Origin of the sequence: Arsenicicoccus cauae (genome assembly GCF_009707125.1) — a bacterium.
GTDB classification, from domain to species: domain Bacteria; phylum Actinomycetota; class Actinomycetes; order Actinomycetales; family Dermatophilaceae; genus Arsenicicoccus; species Arsenicicoccus cauae.
The window spans coordinates 61,105-79,621 of record NZ_WLVL01000056.1 but is presented as its reverse complement, the minus strand read 5'-3'; the positions used below and the strand labels follow the sequence as shown (position 1 = coordinate 79,621).

At 73.3% G+C, this 18,517-nt stretch carries 19 protein-coding genes; 4 read left to right on the top strand and 15 right to left on the bottom strand.

What is annotated here, in order from left to right; translation table 11 throughout:
* The 8 genes from GGG17_RS15475 to GGG17_RS15440 all read right to left on the bottom strand — a co-directional run.
* A partial coding sequence (locus GGG17_RS15475; RefSeq protein ID WP_154594580.1) for a coiled-coil domain-containing protein occupies positions 1-907 on the bottom strand: 907 nt, incomplete at its 3' end.
* Between the two features lie 201 nt (positions 908-1,108).
* Positions 1,109-2,020: a permease-like cell division protein FtsX gene (gene ftsX / locus GGG17_RS15470; RefSeq protein WP_154594579.1), complete on the bottom strand. Its 912-nt coding sequence runs from the start codon at positions 2,018-2,020 to the stop codon at positions 1,109-1,111.
* Positions 2,017-2,811, bottom strand: coding sequence for a cell division ATP-binding protein FtsE (gene ftsE, locus GGG17_RS15465; protein WP_154594578.1), 795 nt, complete (start codon positions 2,809-2,811; stop codon positions 2,017-2,019). Before ftsE ends, ftsX begins: the two co-directional genes overlap by 4 nt.
* A 149-nt stretch (positions 2,812-2,960) precedes the next feature.
* Positions 2,961-3,251 (bottom strand): hypothetical protein, encoded by a 291-nt coding sequence (locus GGG17_RS15460; RefSeq protein WP_154594577.1) that lies wholly within the window; start codon positions 3,249-3,251, stop codon positions 2,961-2,963.
* Between the two features lie 107 nt (positions 3,252-3,358).
* Positions 3,359-4,486 carry a peptide chain release factor 2 gene (prfB, locus tag GGG17_RS15455; RefSeq protein ID WP_288799031.1) on the bottom strand — a complete coding sequence of 376 codons (1,128 nt, stop codon included), beginning with the start codon at positions 4,484-4,486 and terminating at the stop codon, positions 3,359-3,361.
* A 37-nt stretch (positions 4,487-4,523) separates the two neighbouring features.
* On the bottom strand, positions 4,524-5,048 hold the full coding sequence (locus GGG17_RS15450) for an AAA family ATPase (protein ID WP_311966745.1): 525 nt from the start codon (positions 5,046-5,048) through the stop codon (positions 4,524-4,526).
* 191 nt (positions 5,049-5,239) lie between these two features.
* Entirely contained in the window at positions 5,240-6,625 is a 1,386-nt protein-coding gene (locus GGG17_RS15445) for a GntP family permease (RefSeq protein ID WP_154594575.1), read from the bottom strand.
* 57 nt (positions 6,626-6,682) lie between these two features.
* Positions 6,683-7,255, bottom strand: a complete 573-nt coding sequence (locus tag GGG17_RS15440; protein WP_230083076.1) for a gluconokinase — start codon at positions 7,253-7,255, stop codon at positions 6,683-6,685.
* Positions 7,256-7,412: 157 nt separating this feature from the next.
* On the opposite strand from GGG17_RS15440, the gene GGG17_RS15435 reads away from it, so the two are divergent.
* On the top strand, positions 7,413-8,129 hold the full coding sequence (locus tag GGG17_RS15435; RefSeq protein ID WP_154594574.1) for a FadR/GntR family transcriptional regulator: 717 nt from the start codon (positions 7,413-7,415) through the stop codon (positions 8,127-8,129).
* A 381-nt stretch (positions 8,130-8,510) separates the two neighbouring features.
* Here GGG17_RS15435 and GGG17_RS15425 read toward each other — a convergent pair whose 3' ends face one another.
* Genes GGG17_RS15425 through GGG17_RS15395 form a run of 7 tightly spaced genes read right to left on the bottom strand, consistent with a single transcriptional unit; the run spans position 8,511 to position 13,209 of the window.
* The gene (locus GGG17_RS15425) at positions 8,511-9,014 is read right to left on the bottom strand and encodes a pilus assembly protein TadG-related protein (RefSeq protein ID WP_154594573.1); all 504 of its coding nucleotides are present in this window, start codon (positions 9,012-9,014) and stop codon (positions 8,511-8,513) included.
* Complete coding sequence (locus GGG17_RS15420; RefSeq protein ID WP_230083075.1) at positions 9,011-9,508, bottom strand: pilus assembly protein; 498 nt, start codon at positions 9,506-9,508, stop codon at positions 9,011-9,013. Before GGG17_RS15420 ends, GGG17_RS15425 begins: the two co-directional genes overlap by 4 nt.
* A complete protein-coding gene (locus tag GGG17_RS15415; RefSeq protein ID WP_288799042.1) occupies positions 9,505-9,921 on the bottom strand; it encodes a TadE/TadG family type IV pilus assembly protein in 417 nt (138 codons plus the stop codon). The genes GGG17_RS15420 and GGG17_RS15415 overlap by 4 nt, the downstream gene beginning before the upstream one ends.
* Positions 9,922-9,924: 3 nt before the next feature.
* Complete coding sequence (locus tag GGG17_RS15410) at positions 9,925-10,152, bottom strand: hypothetical protein (protein WP_154594572.1); 228 nt, start codon at positions 10,150-10,152, stop codon at positions 9,925-9,927.
* A 26-nt stretch (positions 10,153-10,178) separates the two neighbouring features.
* Positions 10,179-11,117, bottom strand: coding sequence for a type II secretion system F family protein (locus GGG17_RS15405; RefSeq protein WP_154594571.1), 939 nt, complete (start codon positions 11,115-11,117; stop codon positions 10,179-10,181).
* Positions 11,114-11,980 carry a type II secretion system F family protein gene (locus GGG17_RS15400; protein WP_154594570.1) on the bottom strand — a complete coding sequence of 289 codons (867 nt, stop codon included), beginning with the start codon at positions 11,978-11,980 and terminating at the stop codon, positions 11,114-11,116. The genes GGG17_RS15405 and GGG17_RS15400 overlap by 4 nt, the downstream gene beginning before the upstream one ends.
* A complete protein-coding gene (locus tag GGG17_RS15395) occupies positions 11,977-13,209 on the bottom strand; it encodes a TadA family conjugal transfer-associated ATPase (protein ID WP_375804530.1) in 1,233 nt (410 codons plus the stop codon). Before GGG17_RS15395 ends, GGG17_RS15400 begins: the two co-directional genes overlap by 4 nt.
* A gap of 175 nt (positions 13,210-13,384) precedes the next feature.
* On the opposite strand from GGG17_RS15395, the gene GGG17_RS15390 reads away from it, so the two are divergent.
* From GGG17_RS15390 to GGG17_RS15380, 3 genes are read left to right on the top strand one after another with little or no spacing between them, the layout of a single operon-like run.
* Positions 13,385-17,578: an FtsK/SpoIIIE domain-containing protein gene (locus GGG17_RS15390; protein ID WP_195849256.1), complete on the top strand. Its 4,194-nt coding sequence runs from the start codon at positions 13,385-13,387 to the stop codon at positions 17,576-17,578.
* Positions 17,575-18,120 (top strand): fluoride efflux transporter FluC, encoded by a 546-nt coding sequence (locus tag GGG17_RS15385; RefSeq protein ID WP_154594567.1) that lies wholly within the window; start codon positions 17,575-17,577, stop codon positions 18,118-18,120. Before GGG17_RS15390 ends, GGG17_RS15385 begins: the two co-directional genes overlap by 4 nt.
* Positions 18,117-18,497, top strand: a complete 381-nt coding sequence (locus tag GGG17_RS15380; RefSeq protein ID WP_154594566.1) for a fluoride efflux transporter FluC — start codon at positions 18,117-18,119, stop codon at positions 18,495-18,497. The genes GGG17_RS15385 and GGG17_RS15380 overlap by 4 nt, the downstream gene beginning before the upstream one ends.
* The last annotated feature ends 20 nt before the right edge of the window (positions 18,498-18,517 follow it).

Genomic DNA, 18,517 nt, shown 5'->3' with positions numbered 1-18,517 from the left:
GACGGGCACGCTCGGCCCGTTCGGCGGCGGCTGCGGCGCGGGCCCGGGCGGCGCGGTCGGCGAGCTCGGTGCGGACGGCGTCGGCCTCGCGGTCCAGCTGGGCGAGCCGGGCGGTCTCGTCTGCCTTGCGGGCCTCGACGGCGGCCTTGGCGCGGGCGGTGGTGGCGACGAGCTGCTCGACCCGCAGCCGGGCGGCGGAGGCGTCGGCCTGGGCGTTCTCGCGGGCGCGGACGTTGTCGGCGGACTCGGACCTGAGCTCGGCGACGCGGGCGCGGACGGCCTCGAGGCGGGCCTGCTTGGCGGTCTCGGCGGCGCGGACGGTCGCGAGGTCCCGGGCGGCGGAGGCGCGGACCGAGCCGACGGCCTCGAGGGCGGAGTAGCGGGTGTAGAGGTCGTCGGGGGTCTGCGCCTCGACCAGCAGCGAGAGGTCGCGCAGCTCCGCGCCGGGGTCCTGCATCTCGGTGGCCACCTGCCCGATGGCCTCGGTCGCGGTCTCCATCGAGGCCCGGGTGCGGTCGAGGTCCCGGCGGGCCTCGGTCTCGTCGGCGCGGGCCCGCTCGAGCTGGGCGGCGAGCTCGGTGTCGCGGCGTCGGGCGGCCTCGAGGGCGGACGTGGCGGTGGCCTCCACCGCGCGCGCCCCGGGGAGCTGGCGCTCGGCCGTCACGAGCTCGGCGTAGGCGTCGGCAAGGTCCGCCGAGGTGACGTCTAGGCTGCTGCGCAGCGCGCCCATGTCGCGCTCGAGCGTGGCCTGGCGGTCGCGCAGGTCGTTGTCGGAGTCCCCGCGCAGCTGGGCAGCGTGGGCCGGCGCGGCGACCAGGACGGACGGCAGCACGGGCAGGGCCGCCGCGAGGGCACAGGTCAGGGCGACGGAGCCGCGATGGAGACGGCCTCGGTGGAGCACGCTCATGTCTGACGTCCTGGGGGTTGCGGGGCGGTGGCGGTCGGGCACGTCGGTCGGTGCCGTGCGACACCGCCATGACGTTGGTACCACCAGCACCAGTGGTCACGCGACCACCGGTCGTCCACGGAACCCCTCCGAGACCCACTTGTCACCCGTCTGCGACCTGCGACCATGCGAATGGCCTAAGCGAGCGGGCGAGCAGGTCCGTCATACGCGCAGATAACGACGCAGGGTGACCAGCGAGGTCAGCAGGGACACGACCAGCGCGGTCAGGAACAGCCAGGGCGCGACCCGCCACAGGTCCCCCTGGTCGACGACCGCGATGCCTCCGAGGATCACGAGCTGGCCGGCCTTCTGCCCGACGAACCACGCGAGGACCGACCACAGCAGGCCGGTGGCGAGCGCCGCGCCGATGAGGGAGGCGACGACCGTCTCGATCACGAACGGCGCCTGGATCGTGGTCGCTCCCGCCCCCACGAGCCGCATGATGCCGGTCTCGCGCCGCCGGCTGTAGGCGGACTGCCGGATCGTCGTGGCCACGAGCAGGGTGGCGCAGACCAGCATGACGCCCGCGAGCGCGATGGTCGCCACGGTCAGCGTGCTGAGCAGGTCGATGAGGGGTTCGACGACCTTGCGCTGGTCCTCGACCTTCTCCACCCCCGGGGACCCCTGGAAGGTGCTGGTGATCTGGGAGTACTGCTGCGGGTCCTTGAGCCGGACGCGGTAGGACGCCTTGAGCTGGTCCGGTCGCGTGCTCTGGACCAGCGGGTTGTCGCGGAACTGCTCCTTGAAGCGGGCGTAGGCTTCCTGCTGGCTCTCGAAGTCGCGCTCCTGCACGATCGCCATCGCGTCGAGCTGCTTCTCGATGGCCGCGCGGTCGGCGTCGGTGGCCGCCCCCTTGGAGCACGCCGCCTCCGCGGAGGTGGCGTTGCACAGGATGATCGAGACCTGGATCTTGTCGTACCAGTAGCCCTTCATCGTCTGCACCTGCTGGTAGGAGAGCAGGCCGATGCCGAGGAAGAGCAGGCTGACCATCGTGACGAGGGCGACCGAGACGGTCATCGACAGGTTGCGGCGCAGCCCGGTCCAGGCCTCGCCGAGGATGAACCCGAGCCTCATCGGTCCTCCTCGGTGCGTGCGGTCGATCCCGCGGGCTCGGGAGAGCCCGTGGGTCGTGCCGTATGCCGGGGCGCGCCGCCGTCCGGGCCGCGGAGCCCGGTCGCGCGGGTGAGGGCGTACTCGCCGCGCTCGTCGTCGCGGACCAGCCGCCCCTCGTCCAGCTCGAGCACGCGTTTGCGCATCGCGTTGACGATCTCGTCGTCGTGCGTGGCCATGAGGACGGTGGTGCCGCGGCGGTTGATCTGGTCGAGCAGGTCGACGATGTCGAGACTGGTGGCGGGGTCGAGGTTGCCGGTGGGCTCGTCCGCGAGCAGGATCGAGGGTCGGTTGACGATGGCGCGGGCGATGGCGACGCGCTGCTGCTCTCCGCCGGACAGCTCGTGCGGCAGCCGCCTGCCGAGGTCGGCCAGGCCGACCAGGTCGAGGGTCTCCCCCACCTGGCGGCGGACGTCGCGGCGCCGGCCGCCGATCACCTGCAGGGCAAAGGCGACGTTGTCCGCGACGGACTTGGCCGGCAGCAGCCGGAAGTCCTGGAAGACGCAGCCGATCTCGCGTCGCAGCGCGGGCACGTCGCGGCGGGGCAGCCGCGCGAGCTCTCGGCCGGCGACCTGCACCTGGCCCGACGTGGCGGACTCCTCCTTGAGGACGAGGCGCAGCATGGTGGACTTCCCCGACCCCGAGGACCCCACGACGAAGGCGAACTGACCGCGCTCGATGCTGGTGCTGACGTCGTCCAGGGCCGGCCGCGTGGTGCGCGGGTAGACCTTGGACACGTGGTCGAACCTGATCATCGTGTGGCGTGCCCCGTCCTCGTCCCGTCGGCCGCCGCCGGGTCAGGTCGCGACCCGCGGCACGGGACGAGCGTAGGCCGACCGGGGGGACCGGCGCCGCACGTCTGGTCGGCTCGGCGTTGCGGACGGCGACCGCCCGTGACGATGCGTCAGGAGGTGCTGGGCTGGGAGTGCTCGGCCAGGAAGGCCTCGACGTCGTCCTTGGCGGTGACCAGGTCGAGGTGGCGGGTCTGGCGGTGGACCTTGATGGCCTCGATGCGCTTGCCGCGCAGGGCCAGCTGCTGGGCCTGCGCGTCGAGGACCGGTCTGGCCTGCGGGAGGTGGTTGGGGTCCATGCCCGCGAACTTGGCGAGCACCGCGACCTGCTCCTCGAGCAGCTCGACGCGGCGGCGCAGCAGCGCGACCTCGCGACCGGACGGGTCCCCCCACAGCAGTGCCATGGGGTCAGCCTAGGTCACGGTGAGGTCACAGCGGGGTGAATACTCGGCCTCGCCACTCGGATGCCGCCTGATGGACGACGGACGGGTGACGCAACGCCCCGCGACGACTACCCAGCGTCCTGATCGGTGTCGTTGGCCTTGTTGCGGCGCCAGCGGATCCCCGCCTCGATGAAGCCGTCGATGTCCCCGTCGAGGACGGCCGAGGTGTTGCCGACCTCGTGCTCGGTCCGCAGGTCCTTGACCATCTGGTAAGGGTGCAGCACGTAGGACCGCATCTGGTCGCCCCAGCTCGCCTTGACGTCGCCGGCGAGCTCTTTCTTCTTGGCGTCCTCCTCCTGCTTCTTCTGCAGGAGCAGGCGGGACTGCAGCACGCGCAGCGCCGCGGCGCGGTTCTGGATCTGGGACTTCTCGTTCTGCATCGACACGACGATCCCGGTGGGCAGGTGGGTCATCCGGACCGCGGAGTCGGTCGTGTTGACCGACTGACCACCCGGGCCCGAGGAGCGGAAGACGTCGATCTTGAGCTCGTTCTCGGGGATCTCGACGGTGTCGGTGGTCTCGATGAGCGGGATGACCTCGACGGCGGCGAAGCTGGTCTGGCGGCGACCCTGGTTGTCGAAGGGGCTGATCCGGACCAGCCGGTGCGTGCCGGCCTCGACCGACAGGTTGCCGAAGGCATAGGGGACGTTGACCTCGAAGGTCGCGGACTTCAGCCCCGCTTCCTCGGCGTAGGACGTGTCCATGACCTTGGTCGGGTAGCCGTGCCGCTCGGCCCAGCGCAGGTACATCCGCATCAGCATCTCGGCGAAGTCGGCCGCGTCGACCCCACCGGCGCCCGAGCGGATCGTCACGACGGCCTCGCGCTCGTCATACTCCCCCGACAGCAGGGTGCGGACCTCGAGCTCGCCGACCGCCTTGTGGATCGAGGCCAGCTCGCGCTCGCACTCGGCCAGGGTCTCGGCGTCGCCACCGTCCTCCGTCGCCATCTCGACCAGGACCTCGAGGTCCTCGATCCGCTGGTCCATCTCCACGACCCGGTCGCGCTCGGCGTTCGCGCGGGACAGGGCGCTGGTGACCTTCTGCGCGGCGTCGGGGTCGTCCCACAGGTCGGGGGCGCTGGCCTGCTTCTCGAGCTCGGCGATCTGGCCCGCCAGGGCGTCCAGGTTGGTCACCTCGCGCACGGACGCCATGGTCGCGCGGAGGTTCTTGATCTCTTCGGAGAAGTCGACAGCCACAAACCGACAGCCTACCGCCCGGGTGCACACCGCCCGCTCAGCGCAGGTGCCGCAGGTAGCGCTCGGGTCGCTCGAGGAACCGGCGGTAGTGGTCGACCAGGTCGAGGTCCTCCCACGCCACCGGCCGGTAGCCCTCCTCGTCGAGCTGCAGCAGCGTCGCACCCGGCAGGCTGGCCAGCACCGGCGAGTGCGTCGCCATCAGGACCTGGCTGTCCCCGCGTTCCATCAGCTCCAGCAGCACCCCCAGCAGGTGCAGCTGGCTCGTGAAGGACAGCGCCGACTCCGGCTCGTCGAAGACGTACAGGCCGAACTTCTGGGTGAAGCGGGGCCCGGTGAACAGGTCCCGGAAGCCCTCGCCGTGCGAGCGGCCATGGAAGTTCTCGCCGAAGCTGCCCTCGACCAGCGTCGACTTGCCGGCGCCGTTCTCTCCCACCAGGACCGTGGCCGGCCCCGGGTCCAGCCCCTCCCGCAGCAGCTGGGCGAGGGCCGGTATGTCGAACGGCCAGACGTCCTCGCGGCGCTCCGGCACCTCGCCGTGGACCCGTGCCTCGATCCGCCGCACGGGCAGCCGGATGTCGTTGCCAGGGCCGGGTCGTGCGGCGGGACGTCATACGCCCATGCTCCCCCAGCCCACCGACAGGCCGGCGGGCAGAGCTCGCCGGGGGGCCGGGACATGCGTGTGGCGTGGCCGCCCAGGGGGCAGCCACGCCACACGGGTCGTGGGGGCCTGCCGCGGCAGGCCGGGTCAGCGGGTCAGACGAAGAGCGAGGCGACCAGGACCGAGAGCAGACCCATCACGGAGATCAGGGTCTCCATGATCGACCAGGTCTTGATGGTCTCGGACACCTTGAGGCCGAAGTACTCCTTGACCAGCCAGAAGCCTGCGTCGTTGACGTGCGAGAAGAACAGCGAGCCCGAGCCGATCGCGAGGACCAGCAGGGAGGTCTCACCCGTGCTCATGCCGGCGACCAGCGGGGCGACGATGCCGGAGGTGGTGACCGTGGCGACGGTGGCGGAGCCGGTCGCGAGGCGGATGACCACGGCGACGAGCCAGGCGAGCAGCAGCACCGACAGGCCCGAGCTGGCCATGCCGTCGGCGAGGAGCTGGCCGATACCGGTGTCGACCAGGACCTGCTTGAAGCCACCGCCGGCGGCGACGATCAGGATGATGCCCGCGATGGGGGGCAGGGAGGACTCGACGCTCTTGGTGAGCTCGGCGCGGGTCCAGCCGGCGCCGCGGGAGAAGGTCCACATGGCGACGAGCGCGGCGATCAGCAGAGCGATCAACGGGGTGCCGAGGAAGTCGAGGCTGACGCGGATCAGGTTCTTCTTGTCGCTGATCAGGATGTCGGCGAGCGCCTTGCCCATCATGAGCACGACGGGCATCAGCACGGTGAACAGCGTGATGCCGAAGCCCGGGCGACGACCGGTGGTGTCCTCGCGGGACTCGAACAGGTCCGGCGCGGGCACGTCGACCCAGCGGCCGGCGATGGTGCCGAAGACCGGGCCGGCGACGATCAGGGCGGGGATCGCGAGCAGGACGCCGAGGGCCAGGGTCAGGCCGAGGTCGGCCTTGAGGACGCCGATGGCGGCGAGCGGGCCGGGGTGCGGCGGGACGAAGCCGTGCATCACGGACAGGCCGGCCAGGGTCGGGATGCCGATCCGGATCAGCGACTGGCCGGAGCGGCGCGCCACGAGGTAGATGACGGGCATCAGCAGGACGAGGCCGATCTCGAAGAACATCGGCAGGCCGATGAGCGCGCCGACGCCCGCCATGGCCCACGGCAGCGCGGCCGGGGAGGCCTTGCCGACGATCGTGTCGACGATCTCGTCGGCGGCACCGGAGTCGGCCATGAGCTTGCCGAAGATCGCGCCGAGGGCGATCAGCGTGCCGACGCTCGCGGCGGTGGAGCCGAAGCCCTTGGTGAAGGACTCGACGGCGGTGTTCATGTTGAGACCGGCGACGGCGGCCACGGCGAGCGACCCGATGGTCAGGCCGAGGAAGGGGTGCATCTTGAACTTGGTGATGAGCAGGACGATCAGCGCCATGCCGAGGAGGGCGGCCGGGATGAGCCGGCCCGCGGGGATCGCGGCTGCTGCGTCCCCGGCCTGGGCCAGGGAGATGAGGGTGGTGGTCATGCTGGGCGACATCCTTGTCTGTCAGGGTGCGTCGTCGCGGTGGCGATCGAGCGGGGGTCAGGGGGCGGCGTGCACGGCGGGGTCGCCGGGAACGGCCTGGGCAGGGAAGGCGCGGACGTAGTCCTCGACGATGACGTCCACGGGCAGGGCGAAGTCGATCGCCACGCCCGCCTCGTCGTCCTGCAGCGGCTCGAGCGTGGCGTACTGCGAGTCGACGAGGGAGGCGGGCATGAAGTGGCCGGGGCGCCCGGCGACCCGCGATGACACGACCTCGCGGTCGCCGTGCAGGTGCAGGAAGGTCAGCTCGGGGGCGCCGCTGCGCAGGATGTCGCGGTACTTGACCTTGAGGGCCGAGCAGCCGATGACGGCGCCGGTCTGCTCGTGGTCGCGCAGCCACGTGGCGAGGCGAAAGAGCCAGGGGCTGCGATCGTCGTCGTCGAGGGGGATGCCGGCCGCCATCTTGTGGACATTGGCCTCGGGGTGGAAGTCGTCCGCGTCCGCGAACGGGACGCGCAGCCGCTGCGCGAGGGCCGCGCCGGCCGTGGTCTTGCCGCAGCCGGTGACGCCCATGACGACGACCCGTGGGGCGCGGGTCCGCGCGCCACCGGTGTCGATGTCGGTGGAGCTCATCGTCGAAGCCTCCAGGTCCGTGGGGGACGCGCCTCGTCGCGCGTCGAGGGCAACAGCATGCAACCTCTTGGCAGACGATTTCAAGCCCCGGATCAGGATAAGTATGACGATTGACCCGTATGGGCGTCTCAACGACTCCATGTGGCACCATCGAGCCATGCCCCCCGCGCCCTCCCGAACCAGCCTGCACGACACCGTGGTCGACCGCCTGGGGCGCGCCATCGTCTCTGGGGAGCACGCCCCCGGCACCGTGCTGCGGGCCGACCTGCTCGAGGAGACCTTTGGCACCTCGCGATCGGTGGTGCGCGAGGCGGCCCGCGTGCTGGAGGCCATGGGGCTGATCGCGACCCGTCGCCGGGTGGGCATCACCGTGCAGCCGAGGGACGCCTGGCAGGTCTTCGACCCCCGCATCATCCGGTGGCGTCTCGACGGCACCGAGGAGGACCGCGCCGAGCAGCTGCGCTCGCTCAACCAGCTCCGCGCCGGGATCGAGCCCATCGCGGCCGGCCTCGCCGCCCACCACGCCACGCCCGAGCAGGCCGCCACGCTCGTCGGCGCGGTGATGGAGATGGCGCGCTGGGCCAAGGCCCAGGACCTCGAGGCCTACCTCGAGGCGGACGTCGTCTTCCACACCACCTTGCTGCGCGCCAGCGGCAACGAGATGCTCGCCGCGCTGGACGGCGTGGTCGCCGAGGTCCTCGCCGGGCGCACCCACCACGACCTCATGCCGGTGGACCCCAACCCCGAGGCGATCCGGCTGCACGGCGACGTCGCGCAGTCCATCCAGTCCGGCGAGGCCGAGGGCGCGACCCGCGCCATGCAGGAGATCATCGACGAGGCCGCCGCCGCGGTCGCCGCGGTCGTCGGCTCCTGACGCGGCGACGACGCACGACCGCCGAGGGAAGGCTTCCCGCGGGAACGCTTTCCGCGGGATGGAGGCTGGGGGACGATGTCCACCCACCTCACCTCGCCTTCGGGGTTCCTGGTCGACCTCTTCGAGCGCGGCTGCACGTCCCTGGCCTACGCCTACTCGCCCGAACTGTTCGACACCGATGCGCGCTCCCTGGGAACGGGTTTCAGCTATGGCCTCGGACGCCTATCCAACGCCGCAGGACCATTGATCATCGCGTCGATCTACACCTCATCCGGCTACCAGGCGTGTCCTACGTCATCGCCGCGACCTGGTTCGTCGGCGCCCTGGTCCTCGGCTCCTTCGGACCACGAGCACGTCAGCTCAGGACCGTGTGACCGCAGGTCAGCGGACCTCCGAGCGGGCGCGGGACACGACGGTCACGTCCACTCCCCCGCCGAAGGCCTCGACCACGCTGCCCACGATCGGCAGGTCCACGTGCCCGGTCACCTCGACCACGGCGATCTGTCCGTCCGGGCTCCCGGTCCGACCGCCGACGGACCAGGACCGCACGAGATGCGGCCGCCGCTCGGCCGACAGGTGCTGACCCGCGACCTCGACGACCCCCGCGCTGGTGACGGGGACCATGGCCGGCAGGCCCTGGGCGTAGACGCGGTCCTCGTCGATGCGGTCGGCGGCATCCAGGGCGGCAGAGTCTGCGGCGTCCCACAGCTGGGTGCGGGCCAGCTGCACGGCCGTGATGTCGACGCCCACCACGATCATCATCGCGGCGACCAGCATCATCCCGAGGGACAGCAACGAGATCGACCCACGGTCCTCGGGGACGGCGGCCCCGCACCCAGGGACGGCGTCCGCGCCGGACGCGGCCCTGGGCCCGCTGGCCCTCATGACCCGCCCCGGAAGCGATCGACGGTCGCCAGGTGCTCGCCGTGCACCACGACCTCCGACGGCACCACGCCTCGCACGACGTCCGGCACCAACGGCAACTGGACGCGCAGCGACGTGGTCGCCCGCACCCGGGCGTCCGGCCCGAGGCAGGGGTCGTCCAGGCAGGTCACCTGCACGTCGCCCGAGGCGAAGCCGTAGTCCTCGAAGATGATGCGCGCGGCCGCCTGCGACCGGGAGTGCGCGGCACCGACGTCGCGCGACTCGGCAAAGACGCGGCCCGCGTCGCGAGCGGCCCCGGACACGGCATACGCACCCGCCTGGAGCTGGGCGAGGGTCATGACGAGGTAGAAGAGCGGCACGAGCAGGAGCACGGAGACGCCGATCAGCTCCAGGCTCGCCGACCCGCGGTCGCCCTGCTCGCGCACGTGCAGGGTGAGGCGCCGGCGCAGCCGTCGCGGCACGCCCGCCTGGTCCGGCGGGTCCGGTCTGGTCATGACGGCTCCTGACCCTCGCGATAGGCCCGCCCCGACACGGTCAGCTGCCCGGCCGGTCCGAGGGTGCCGATGACCGGGAGCGGGGCGCGGATCGTCACCTCGACCACCTCGGCCCCGCCCGACGAGGTCACGCGGGACGAGACGTCCTGGGCGTAGCGGTCGGTCGTGAAATCGCGCACGAGCGCCTGCGCCCGCCCGACCGACGCCCCGGGGTCCACGTCCGCGCGAGCGCCGTAGCGGGCGCCCTCGACCGCGCACTGCACGAGCGTGTTGCGCACGTGCAGCGCGACGGCGACCTGGACCAGCCCGAGCACGAGGACCATGAGCAGGACGGTGACCATGGTGTACTCCGCTACGGCCGAGCCGCGCTCCTGATCGTCTCCCTCGACGGTCGGCAGGTGGGCAGGGGTCACCGGTCAGCCGCCGATGGTGGCCATGGCCTTCTGGAACAAGCCGGTGAGGGCGGGCTTGGCCACGAGCGCGAGCGCCGCGACCAGGCCGGCCGTCATCAGCGTGATCATGACCCAGCCGGGCACGTCGCCCCGCTCGCGGTCCCGATCGTCGCGCAGGCGCGCGACGAGGACGTGGACGGTAGCCGTGGTCCGTGCCACCAGGGCGAGTCCGGCGTCGGTGAGGTGGTTCATGTCGTCCTCCGTGAGGGTGTGATGGGTCAGACGGTGAGGGTGAGCAGCTGGAGGCCGGGAAAGACCGCGAAGAGCACGGTCACCGGCAGGATGAGGAAGACGACGGGCGTCATCATGGCGATCTCGCGCCGACCGCCCTCCTCCATGACGGCGCGGCGGCCCTGCTCGCGCACGTCCTGCGCCTGGGAGCGCATGACGTCTGCCAGCGGGGTGCCGCGCTCGACGGCGATGACGATGCCGTCGACGAAGCGGGCGAGGCCGGGGAGCCCGGTCCGGTCGGCCAGGGACTGCAGCGCGACGGGCAGCGACGACCCCGCGCGGGCGTCGGCGAGGCAGTGACGCAGCTCCTCGGCGAGGTCCCCGCGCGAGAGCCGGCAGACGCGGTCCAGGGCACCAGCAGCGCCCTCCCCCGCGCTCACGGACAGCGCGAGCAGCTCTGCCACCGTGGGGAACTCCTGGAGGATGCGTTCCTCGCGACGGCGCACGGCACGGCTCAGCAGGTGGTCGCGCAGCACGACCCCGGCCGCCGTGGCCACGGCGGCCAGCACCACGGCGGGCACCAGCGCGCTGCGGTCCCGCGCGACGGCGATGGTGGCCCCGGCGGTCCCGAGCACGGCTCCGCCCGCGCCCCACAGGACCTGCTGCGCGCGGAAACCTTCGACGTCGGGGGCCTGCCCGGCGCGCTGCAACCGTCGCCGCACCGACTCCTGCCCGCCGAGCGCCAGGTCCAGCCTGGCCCCGGCACGGACCAGCCAGGGCCGAAGGACGACCAGCAGCCCATGGTCGTCGATCCCCCGCCGCACCGTCGGGGGTGGCAGCGCGACGTCCTGCAGGTATGGCGCCACCCGGTCGTCGATCGTGGGTCGGCGCCCCCCGGGGAGTCGCCGCCATACGAGCAGGGCCCCCATGGCCCAGGTGAGCCCGAGGGCGGCGCCGGTCCACGACCAGTCGGCCAACCAGCTCATCGCAGCACCCTCCGCTCCTCCGGGAGGCGCCCGATGCGCACCATCAGCTGGTAGGCGATCACGGTGATGACCGCGCCGGACGCCAGGACGACGGCCCCCAGTGGAGTGCCGAAGGGCTGCAGCGACGCGGGACGGCTGGCCATCGTCGCCAGGACGACCCAGGGAGCGGCCACGGCGAGCCGGGCCGCGTTGACGGTCCAGCTCTGGCGGGTCTCCATCTCGGCGCGGGTGCGGGCGTCCTCGCGGAGGAAGGTCGACAGGGTCCGCAGCAGTCGGCCGAGGTCGCTGCCGCCGACCTCGCGTGCGAGCCGCATCGACTCGACCAGCCGGTCACCCACGGGGTCGGCCAGCTGGGCCTTGAGCCGGTCCAGGCAGTCGCCGAAGCGCCCGGTCACGCGGTAGTCGTCGGCGAATGCCGCGAACGCCGGCCGCAGCGGCTCCGGCCCGCGGACGGCCAGCTGCGCCAAGGCCTCCGGCAGCGCCAGCCCGGCCCGGACGCCGGACGCGATGTTGTCCACGGCATCGGGCCACAGGTCGCGCAGGAGCATGCGGTGCCGGCGTGCGCGAGCCCGCACCACCGCGAGCGGTGCATATGCCGCCATGGCCCCGAAGCACACCGCAACGGGCACGACGTCCGTGGTCGCCCAGGACGTCACGAAAGTGATGACTCCGAGGACGCCGCACCCGGTCAAGACCTGCGCGGGGGTGACCGAGCGCAGGTCGGCCTGCGCCAGCTCGTCGGCCAGACGGGCCAGCCTCGGCGCGCGCACCTGCTCGACCGCATCCTCGGACGGCACCCAGCAGGACCACCAGATGCAGAACAGTCCGAGGCCGAGGAGCAGCCCCACCGCCAGGCCGCTCATCGGCGTGGTGCCCCGAGGATCGCCGCCACGTCGTGGCCCGCTCGCTCGAACCGATCCAGGTGGGGCGGGAACCCGTCGCTGCGCGCCAGCTCGCCGCCACGTCGGGTGAACAGGTCGGCGACCTCGATGACGTCGTCCTCGACCCGACCCGGGACGGCGACGATCTCGCGCACCCGGCGCGACCCGTCACGCTCCAGAGCGACCTGGACGACCACGTCGATGCTGCCGGCGACCGTCGGGACGACGAAGCGTGAGCCGACGTTCTCCCCGGCCAGCAGCGGCAGCGTGCACATCTTGGTGATGGCCTCGCGTGCGGAGTTGGCGTGGATGGTCGCCATGCCGGGCAGCCCGCTGTTGAGGGCGATGAGCAGGTCGAGGCTCTCGGCCTGCCGCACCTCGCCCACCACGATGCGGGAGGGCCTCATCCGCAGGGCCTCCTTGACCAGGCGTCGCAGGGGGATCTCGCCGGTGCCCTCGAGCGAGGACTGCCGGCACTGCATCGCAGCCACGTCCCGCAGCGGCAGCTGCAGCTCGAAGACCTCCTCGCAGCTGACCACCCGCTCGCGGGGCGGGATCGCCGAGGCCAGGCAGTTGAGCATCGTGGTCTTGCCCGCCTGCGTCCCCCCGCTCACCAGCACGTTGAGCCCGGAGGCGACCGCCGCGGAGAGGAACTCGGCGGCGTGGTCGGTCAGCGTGCCGAGCCGGACGAGATCGTCCAGGTGGGTCGCCTTGGCGACGAACCGACGGACGTTGACCTGCCAGTGCTCGCGCGACACGTCGGGGATCACGACGTGCAGGCGCGACCCGTCGGGCAGCGAGGCGTCGACGAAGGGCGAGGAGAGATCCACGCGGCGACCCGAGGTCTTGAGCATGCGCTCGACGAGGTCGCGGACGCCGTCGGCGGTGAGGATGGTCGGCGTCAGCTCGCTGACGCCGTCCCTGGCCACGAACACCTTGCCCGGTTCGTTGATCCAGATCTCCTCGACCAGGGGGTCGTCGAAGTAGGGCTGGAGCGGACCGAAGCCGGCCACCTCGTCGACGAGGCGCTTGGCGGTGACGTCGACGTCCTCCAGCGGCGGCAGACCGGCCGCGACCGCGCGCTCCTCGTAGTCGTCGATGGCCCGGTCCACGAGCGCACGGACGCGGGCACGGTCTGCCACGGGATCGACGCCGTCGCGTCTGATCGCCTCTCTGACCTCTGCCTCGAGGGCCGCGCTCATCTGCACCATCACTCCTTGCTCCGGGTCCCTCGAATGTAGGGAGATTCGGGCGGCCACCCGGGGTGTCCATCTGAATGGCTGTGGATGTCACGCAGCGTGTGCCCTTCAACCGTCGGGCCTGTGGATGACGGGGGCGGTCTGTCGGTGGCGGCCTGCACAGTGGTCCCGAGCTGAGGAGGTCGACGTGCGAGTGGAGCTGACGGTGGAGTCGGCCGGTGGCAGGTCGGTGGTGGCGGTCACGGCCCCGACCGGCACACCCTGGTCCGTGGCGCGGCCCCTGGTCGAGCAGACCGTGGGCACGACGTCTCAGGCCGTATGGCGTCTCGGCCCCGCCGTCATCCCGGACGGCGCCACGCTGGGCCGACCACCCCTCGTCCGCGGCGCCCACATCCACGACGGCGGCGAGGCTGGGGACGCCGTCCCGCCCGACGGCCCGGCGTCGGCCCTGCACCTCGCGACGATCGGTGGACCGGACGCGGGGCGCGTGCTGCCGCTGCGCCCCGGTCGACATGTCGTCGGTCGTGATCCGGGGTGCGACATCGTCATACGAGATCCCGAGCTGTCGCGCCACCATGGCCTCCTGATGGTGGACGACGACGGAGTGGTGCTCGCCGACACCGGCTCGACCAACGGGACCCGTGCCGACGGCCACCCCGTCGAGGGACCGGCCCGCCTGGCCGTCGGCACCCGGGTCCGGCTGGGAGGCACCGTCGTGGCCGTCCGCCGCAGCGGGCGCCGGCAACGGGTCGACCCCGACGGCGAGGGGCACCTCGTGGTCCACCCGCACCCGGTCGGAGCCCCCCGTGCCGAGGACGTCCTGCTCGACCGACCGCGCGAGCCGACCCCACCCGACCCCAGAGCCTTCCCGTGGCTCACCCTGCTGCTGCCACTCCTGGCCTCGGGCGTGCTGGCCTGGGTGATGCACTCGCCCTACCTGCTGCTGTTCGGCCTCCTGGGACCGGTGATGGTGCTCGCCAGCCACCTGTCCGACCGCTCGGCCCGGGGGCGTCGTGCGAGGGAGCTCCACGCGTCCCACCTGGCCGCGGTGGCCGACGTCGACCGGCGCCTCGCGGAGGCCCTGGCAGACGAACGCGCCCGTCGGGAACGGGCCTCCCGGGACCCGGCGACCGTGCTGCAGGTCGCCCGGCTGGAGGAGCCCGGGCTGTGGTCGCGCGTCCCGGACCGGACGCGGCCCCTCACGGTGCGGCTCGGCCGGGCCCGACTCGCTGCTCGTGCCGGCGTCCGCGACCCGGACGGTGTCGTGCACCGGCCGCTCCTCGACGACGTGCCGGTCGACGTGGATCTGGCCGAGGCGCGACTCCTCGGACTCGCCGGTCCCGGCGCGACGGAGGTCGCACGGGCGGTCGTCGCTGCTCTCGCCGTCGAGTGCCCCCCGGGCGAGCTCACCGTCGACGTCATCGTGGGCTCGGCTCGGCAGGCCCGCGCCTGGGAGTGGACGCGGTGGCTGCCCCACCGGTCCCGGCCGGCTGCCTCGCCGCTGCCCGTGGCGGGGAGCGGCGCCGCGGCCCAGGTGATCGATGACCTCCGTGCGGACGGCGGCGGCCCGGCCGAGAGCCGGGCGAGGACCGACGGAGCGCACCCACCCTGGCGGCTGGCGGTGGTGGCGGGGCTGGACGCGCTCGGGGCGACCGAGCAGCTCGGCGGTCTGCTGTCGCACGGGGACCAGGGAACCGTCCTGGTCGTGACCGTCGCCGAGGAGCCCGACCGGGTGCCGGTGTCCGCGGGTGCCTGGCTGCGCATCGCCCCCGGGGGGCGAGCCACGGCCGGCATGCCGGAGGGCGAGCTGGTCACCGACGTCGTCCCCGACGCCGTGGGACCTGACGTCGCGGAGCAGGTGGCGCGCGCGCTCGCACCGCTGCGTGCCCCGGCCGGGCAGGGGGTAGGCGTGACCCCCGACCTGGTCACCCTCGCCGACGTGAGTCCGGTCCACCTGGACAGCCCCGCCGACGTGGCCGCCGGGTGGGCACGACCGACTCGCGGTCCGTCGGCGCCCCTCGGGCTCTCAGCGGCCGGTCCCGTCACCGTGGACCTGGTCGCCGACGGACCGCACGTGCTGGTGGGAGGCACGACGGGCGCCGGCAAGTCCGAGCTGCTGCAGACCCTGGTCGCCGGGCTGGCGCTGGCGCTGCCGCCGGATGAGCTGACCTTCGTCCTCGTGGACTACAAGGGCGGGGCGGCGTTCGCGGAATGCGCCTCCCTGCCGCACTCCGCGGGAGTCGTCACCGACCTCGATCCCCACCTCGCACGGCGGGTCCTGAGATCGCTGCGAGCAGAGCTGACGCGGCGCGAGCGAGCCCTGCGCACGGTGGGCGCCCCCGACCTGGACGCCTACGGCAGGCTGCGGCGCCCCGGTGACCCGCTGGTGCCGCGGCTGGTGATCGTCGTGGACGAGTTCCGCGTCCTGGCGCAGGAGCTCCCTGATTTCGTGCCGGGGCTGCTCACGGTGGCCACGATCGGTCGTTCCCTCGGCGTGCACCTGGTGCTGGCGACGCAGCGGCCCGCCGGGGTCGTCACGCCCGACATCCGCGCCAACGTCAACGCCCGTGTCGCGCTGCGCATGCGGGACCGCGCCGACTCCGAGGACGTCATCGAGGCACCCGACGCGGCCCGGATCAGCGACCGGCTCCCCGGTCGCGCGCTGTGGCGGACCGGCGAGGGCAACCTTCACTCCTTCCAGACCGCCTGGGCCGGCGCGCCGGCGCAGGTCACCGCCGGCGAGGTGACGGTGGAGCTCGCCGACGGTCGACGCGTGTCGTCGGCCCGGACGGGGTCGGTCACCCAGCTCGCGTCTCTCGTCCGCGCCACGCGGGAGGCGGCTGCCGGTCGCCCCCTACCCGCCAGCCCCTGGCTCCCGCCCCTGCCGGACCTCCTGCGGCCCGCGGAGCTGGCAGACCCCGATCTGGCAGGCACCGAGCCGATGAGCACCGAGCTGCCCCTCGGCCTGGTCGAACTGCCGGATGCGCAGGTCCGGCTGCCCCTGCGCCACGACCTCGCCGCGGGACGGCACCTCGCTGTGGTGGGCACCCATCGGACCGGTCGCACGAGCGCGCTGCGTGCCCTTGCGGCCGCCGCTGCGGCGCGGCACGACCCCGACTCTCTGCACCTGCACGTCGTCGACGGCGACGGCGGGCTCGGCGACCTGGAGGCCCTGCCGCACTGCGGCACCCGGGTCACCCGCGCCGACCCCGCACGTGTCCTGCGCCTCCTCGAGCTCCTCGCCGCGGGGATGGCTCATGCGCGGCCGACAGGGACGACGGGTCCGACAGTCCTCGTGCTCGTCGACCGGTGGGACGCGGTCGTCGCGGGCGCCGACCCCGTGACGGCCGCGGCCCTGCAGGACGCGCTCACCGGGCTCCTGCGCGACGGCCCTGGCGCGGGCCTCGTCATGGCCCTCGCCGGGGACCGCTCCCTGCTCACGTCGTCCATCGCGACGCACCTCGGCGAGCGCCTGCTGCTGCGCCTGGCCGACGCGACGGACCTGGCCCTGTGCGGCGTCCCCGCGTCGGCCCGCCCGGAGCACCAACCGGCCGGACGTGCCCTGCGGGCCTCGGACCACGCCGAGATCCAGCTGGTCCTCGTCGAGCCCGAGGACGTCCTCCGTGTCGCCGACGACGCACCATCGGCACGACGGCGACCGCCGCTGACCCTGCGCCCCCTCCCGTCGTCCGTCACCAGCGACGCGGTCCGGCACGCGGACCCGCGCGCCTTCGGCGTCGGCGGCGATCAGGCCGGCCCGGTGTCGCTGGACCTCGCGGCCCGCCCCGTGGTGACGGTGTGCGGGCCGCCTGGCAGCGGACGCAGCACCGCCCTGGTCGCCCTCGCGCAGGCGTGCGGGCGCCCGGCCGACCGGGTGGTCGTGGTCGCGGCAGGCCCTTCGCCCGCGGCCGCGTGGGCCGACGCGCACAGCAGGACGACGATCGCGGCGCCGGGGCCCGTCGTGCCGGTGCTCGGCCCGACCGATGACGAGGCCCTGCGCCGGCACCTCGACCAGCACCCCGACGCCGTGGTCCTGGTCGACGACCTCGAACACCTGCTGGACAGCCCCGTCGAGCAGGTCCTCGTCGCGCTGGCCCGGCACGCCGTCACGCATCCCGGGGGTCCCGTCCTCGTGGCTTCCGGCACGACCCAGCACCTGGCGGCGACCTATCGAGGGCTCGCGACCGAGCTGCGCCGCGCCGCCACCGGCCTGGTCCTGCAGCCGCGGCACGCCTCGGAGGGCGACCTGCTCGGGGTCGCGCTCCCCCGGCTGCACGCACCCCCACCGGGCCGCGGCGTCCTCGTCGACCGTGGCCGCACCCTCGTCGTGCAGGTCGCCCTCCCCCGCGCACCAGCGGATCGGGGCACAATCGTCGGGTGACCTCGCCCCTCAGTCCCACCACGCGCTTCGCCGTGGTCGCCGTGGGAGGGATCGGCGGGGCTCTGCTGCGCGCCGGCATCAGCGAGCTCGTACCCTATGACGCGGGACACTTCCCCACCTCGCTCCTGCTGACCCAGGCGATCGGCTGCGGGCTGGCGGGCTTCCTCACGCCCTACCTCCTGCGCCGCGGCCCCCTGTGGTCCTTGGCCTTCCTCACCGGGGCGCTCGCCTCCTTCACCACCTTCGGCCTGTTCACCGGGCAGGTCGTCCTGCTGGCCCCGGGGCGGCTCGCCACCGCCGTGGTCTACCTGCTCGCCACCGTCCTGGTCGGCGTCGCCGCGGCCGTCGGCGGGCTGCACCTCGCGATGAGGCTCATCGAGCGCCCCGACCGTCCCGACCGCCCACGCGGTCCCGGCGGTCAGGACGGTCAACGGTCGGCCGTCCGCCGCCAGGCCTCGACCGGAGTCACCCCCGTCCAGTCCCGCGACCCGCGCGAGCACACCTCCCCCGTCCGCACGGTCCGGACCCGGTGGCGTCGATGAGGCTGGTCGACACCCTCTGCCTCGCGGTCGGCGCCGGGCTCGGCTCGATGGTCCGGTATGCCGTGGCGCTGCGGGCGCCCTCCCGCGAGGACCTCCCTCGGGGGGCCGTCGCGACGACCGCCGTCAACGTCACGGCCTCACTGCTGATCGGCATGATGCTGCACTGGTTCGTCACCGGAGGCCTCGCCCAGCCCCTCTATGCCCTCGTCGGGATGGGCTTCGCCGGGAGCCTCGGCAGCTGGTCACCGCTGGCCGTCGGGTGCGCCGAGCTGGTGCACCGCCGCGAGTGGACGCTGCTGGCTACCTACCTCGGCGGCAACGTCCTCGGTGGCGTGCTCGCGGCGACTCTGGGCTGGGCCGTCGCCGGCGCGGCCTGAGCGCACTCCCGCCCCCGCCG

Bases quoted from the DNA above. Each gene is read 5' to 3' on its own strand.
- GGG17_RS15380 (WP_154594566.1), top strand. From the start codon at position 18,117: ATGAGGCTGGTCGACACCCTCTGCCTCGCGGTCGGCGCCGGGCTCGGC.
- GGG17_RS15460 (WP_154594577.1), bottom strand. From the start codon at position 3,251: ATGGCACTGCTGTGGGGGGACCCGTCCGGTCGCGAGGTCGCGCTGCTG.
- GGG17_RS15425 (WP_154594573.1), bottom strand. From the start codon at position 9,014: ATGAGGGCCAGCGGGCCCAGGGCCGCGTCCGGCGCGGACGCCGTCCCT.
- GGG17_RS15400 (WP_154594570.1), bottom strand. From the start codon at position 11,980: ATGAGCGGCCTGGCGGTGGGGCTGCTCCTCGGCCTCGGACTGTTCTGC.
- GGG17_RS15445 (WP_154594575.1), bottom strand. From the start codon at position 6,625: ATGACCACCACCCTCATCTCCCTGGCCCAGGCCGGGGACGCAGCAGCC.
- ftsE (WP_154594578.1), bottom strand. From the start codon at position 2,811: ATGATCAGGTTCGACCACGTGTCCAAGGTCTACCCGCGCACCACGCGG.
- ftsX (WP_154594579.1), bottom strand. From the start codon at position 2,020: ATGAGGCTCGGGTTCATCCTCGGCGAGGCCTGGACCGGGCTGCGCCGC.
- GGG17_RS15405 (WP_154594571.1), bottom strand. From the start codon at position 11,117: ATGAGCTGGTTGGCCGACTGGTCGTGGACCGGCGCCGCCCTCGGGCTC.
- GGG17_RS15410 (WP_154594572.1), bottom strand. From the start codon at position 10,152: ATGAACCACCTCACCGACGCCGGACTCGCCCTGGTGGCACGGACCACG.
- GGG17_RS15440 (WP_230083076.1), bottom strand. From the start codon at position 7,255: ATGAGCTCCACCGACATCGACACCGGTGGCGCGCGGACCCGCGCCCCA.
- GGG17_RS15420 (WP_230083075.1), bottom strand. From the start codon at position 9,508: ATGACCAGACCGGACCCGCCGGACCAGGCGGGCGTGCCGCGACGGCTG.
- GGG17_RS15395 (WP_375804530.1), bottom strand. From the start codon at position 13,209: ATGGTGCAGATGAGCGCGGCCCTCGAGGCAGAGGTCAGAGAGGCGATC.
- GGG17_RS15435 (WP_154594574.1), top strand. From the start codon at position 7,413: ATGCCCCCCGCGCCCTCCCGAACCAGCCTGCACGACACCGTGGTCGAC.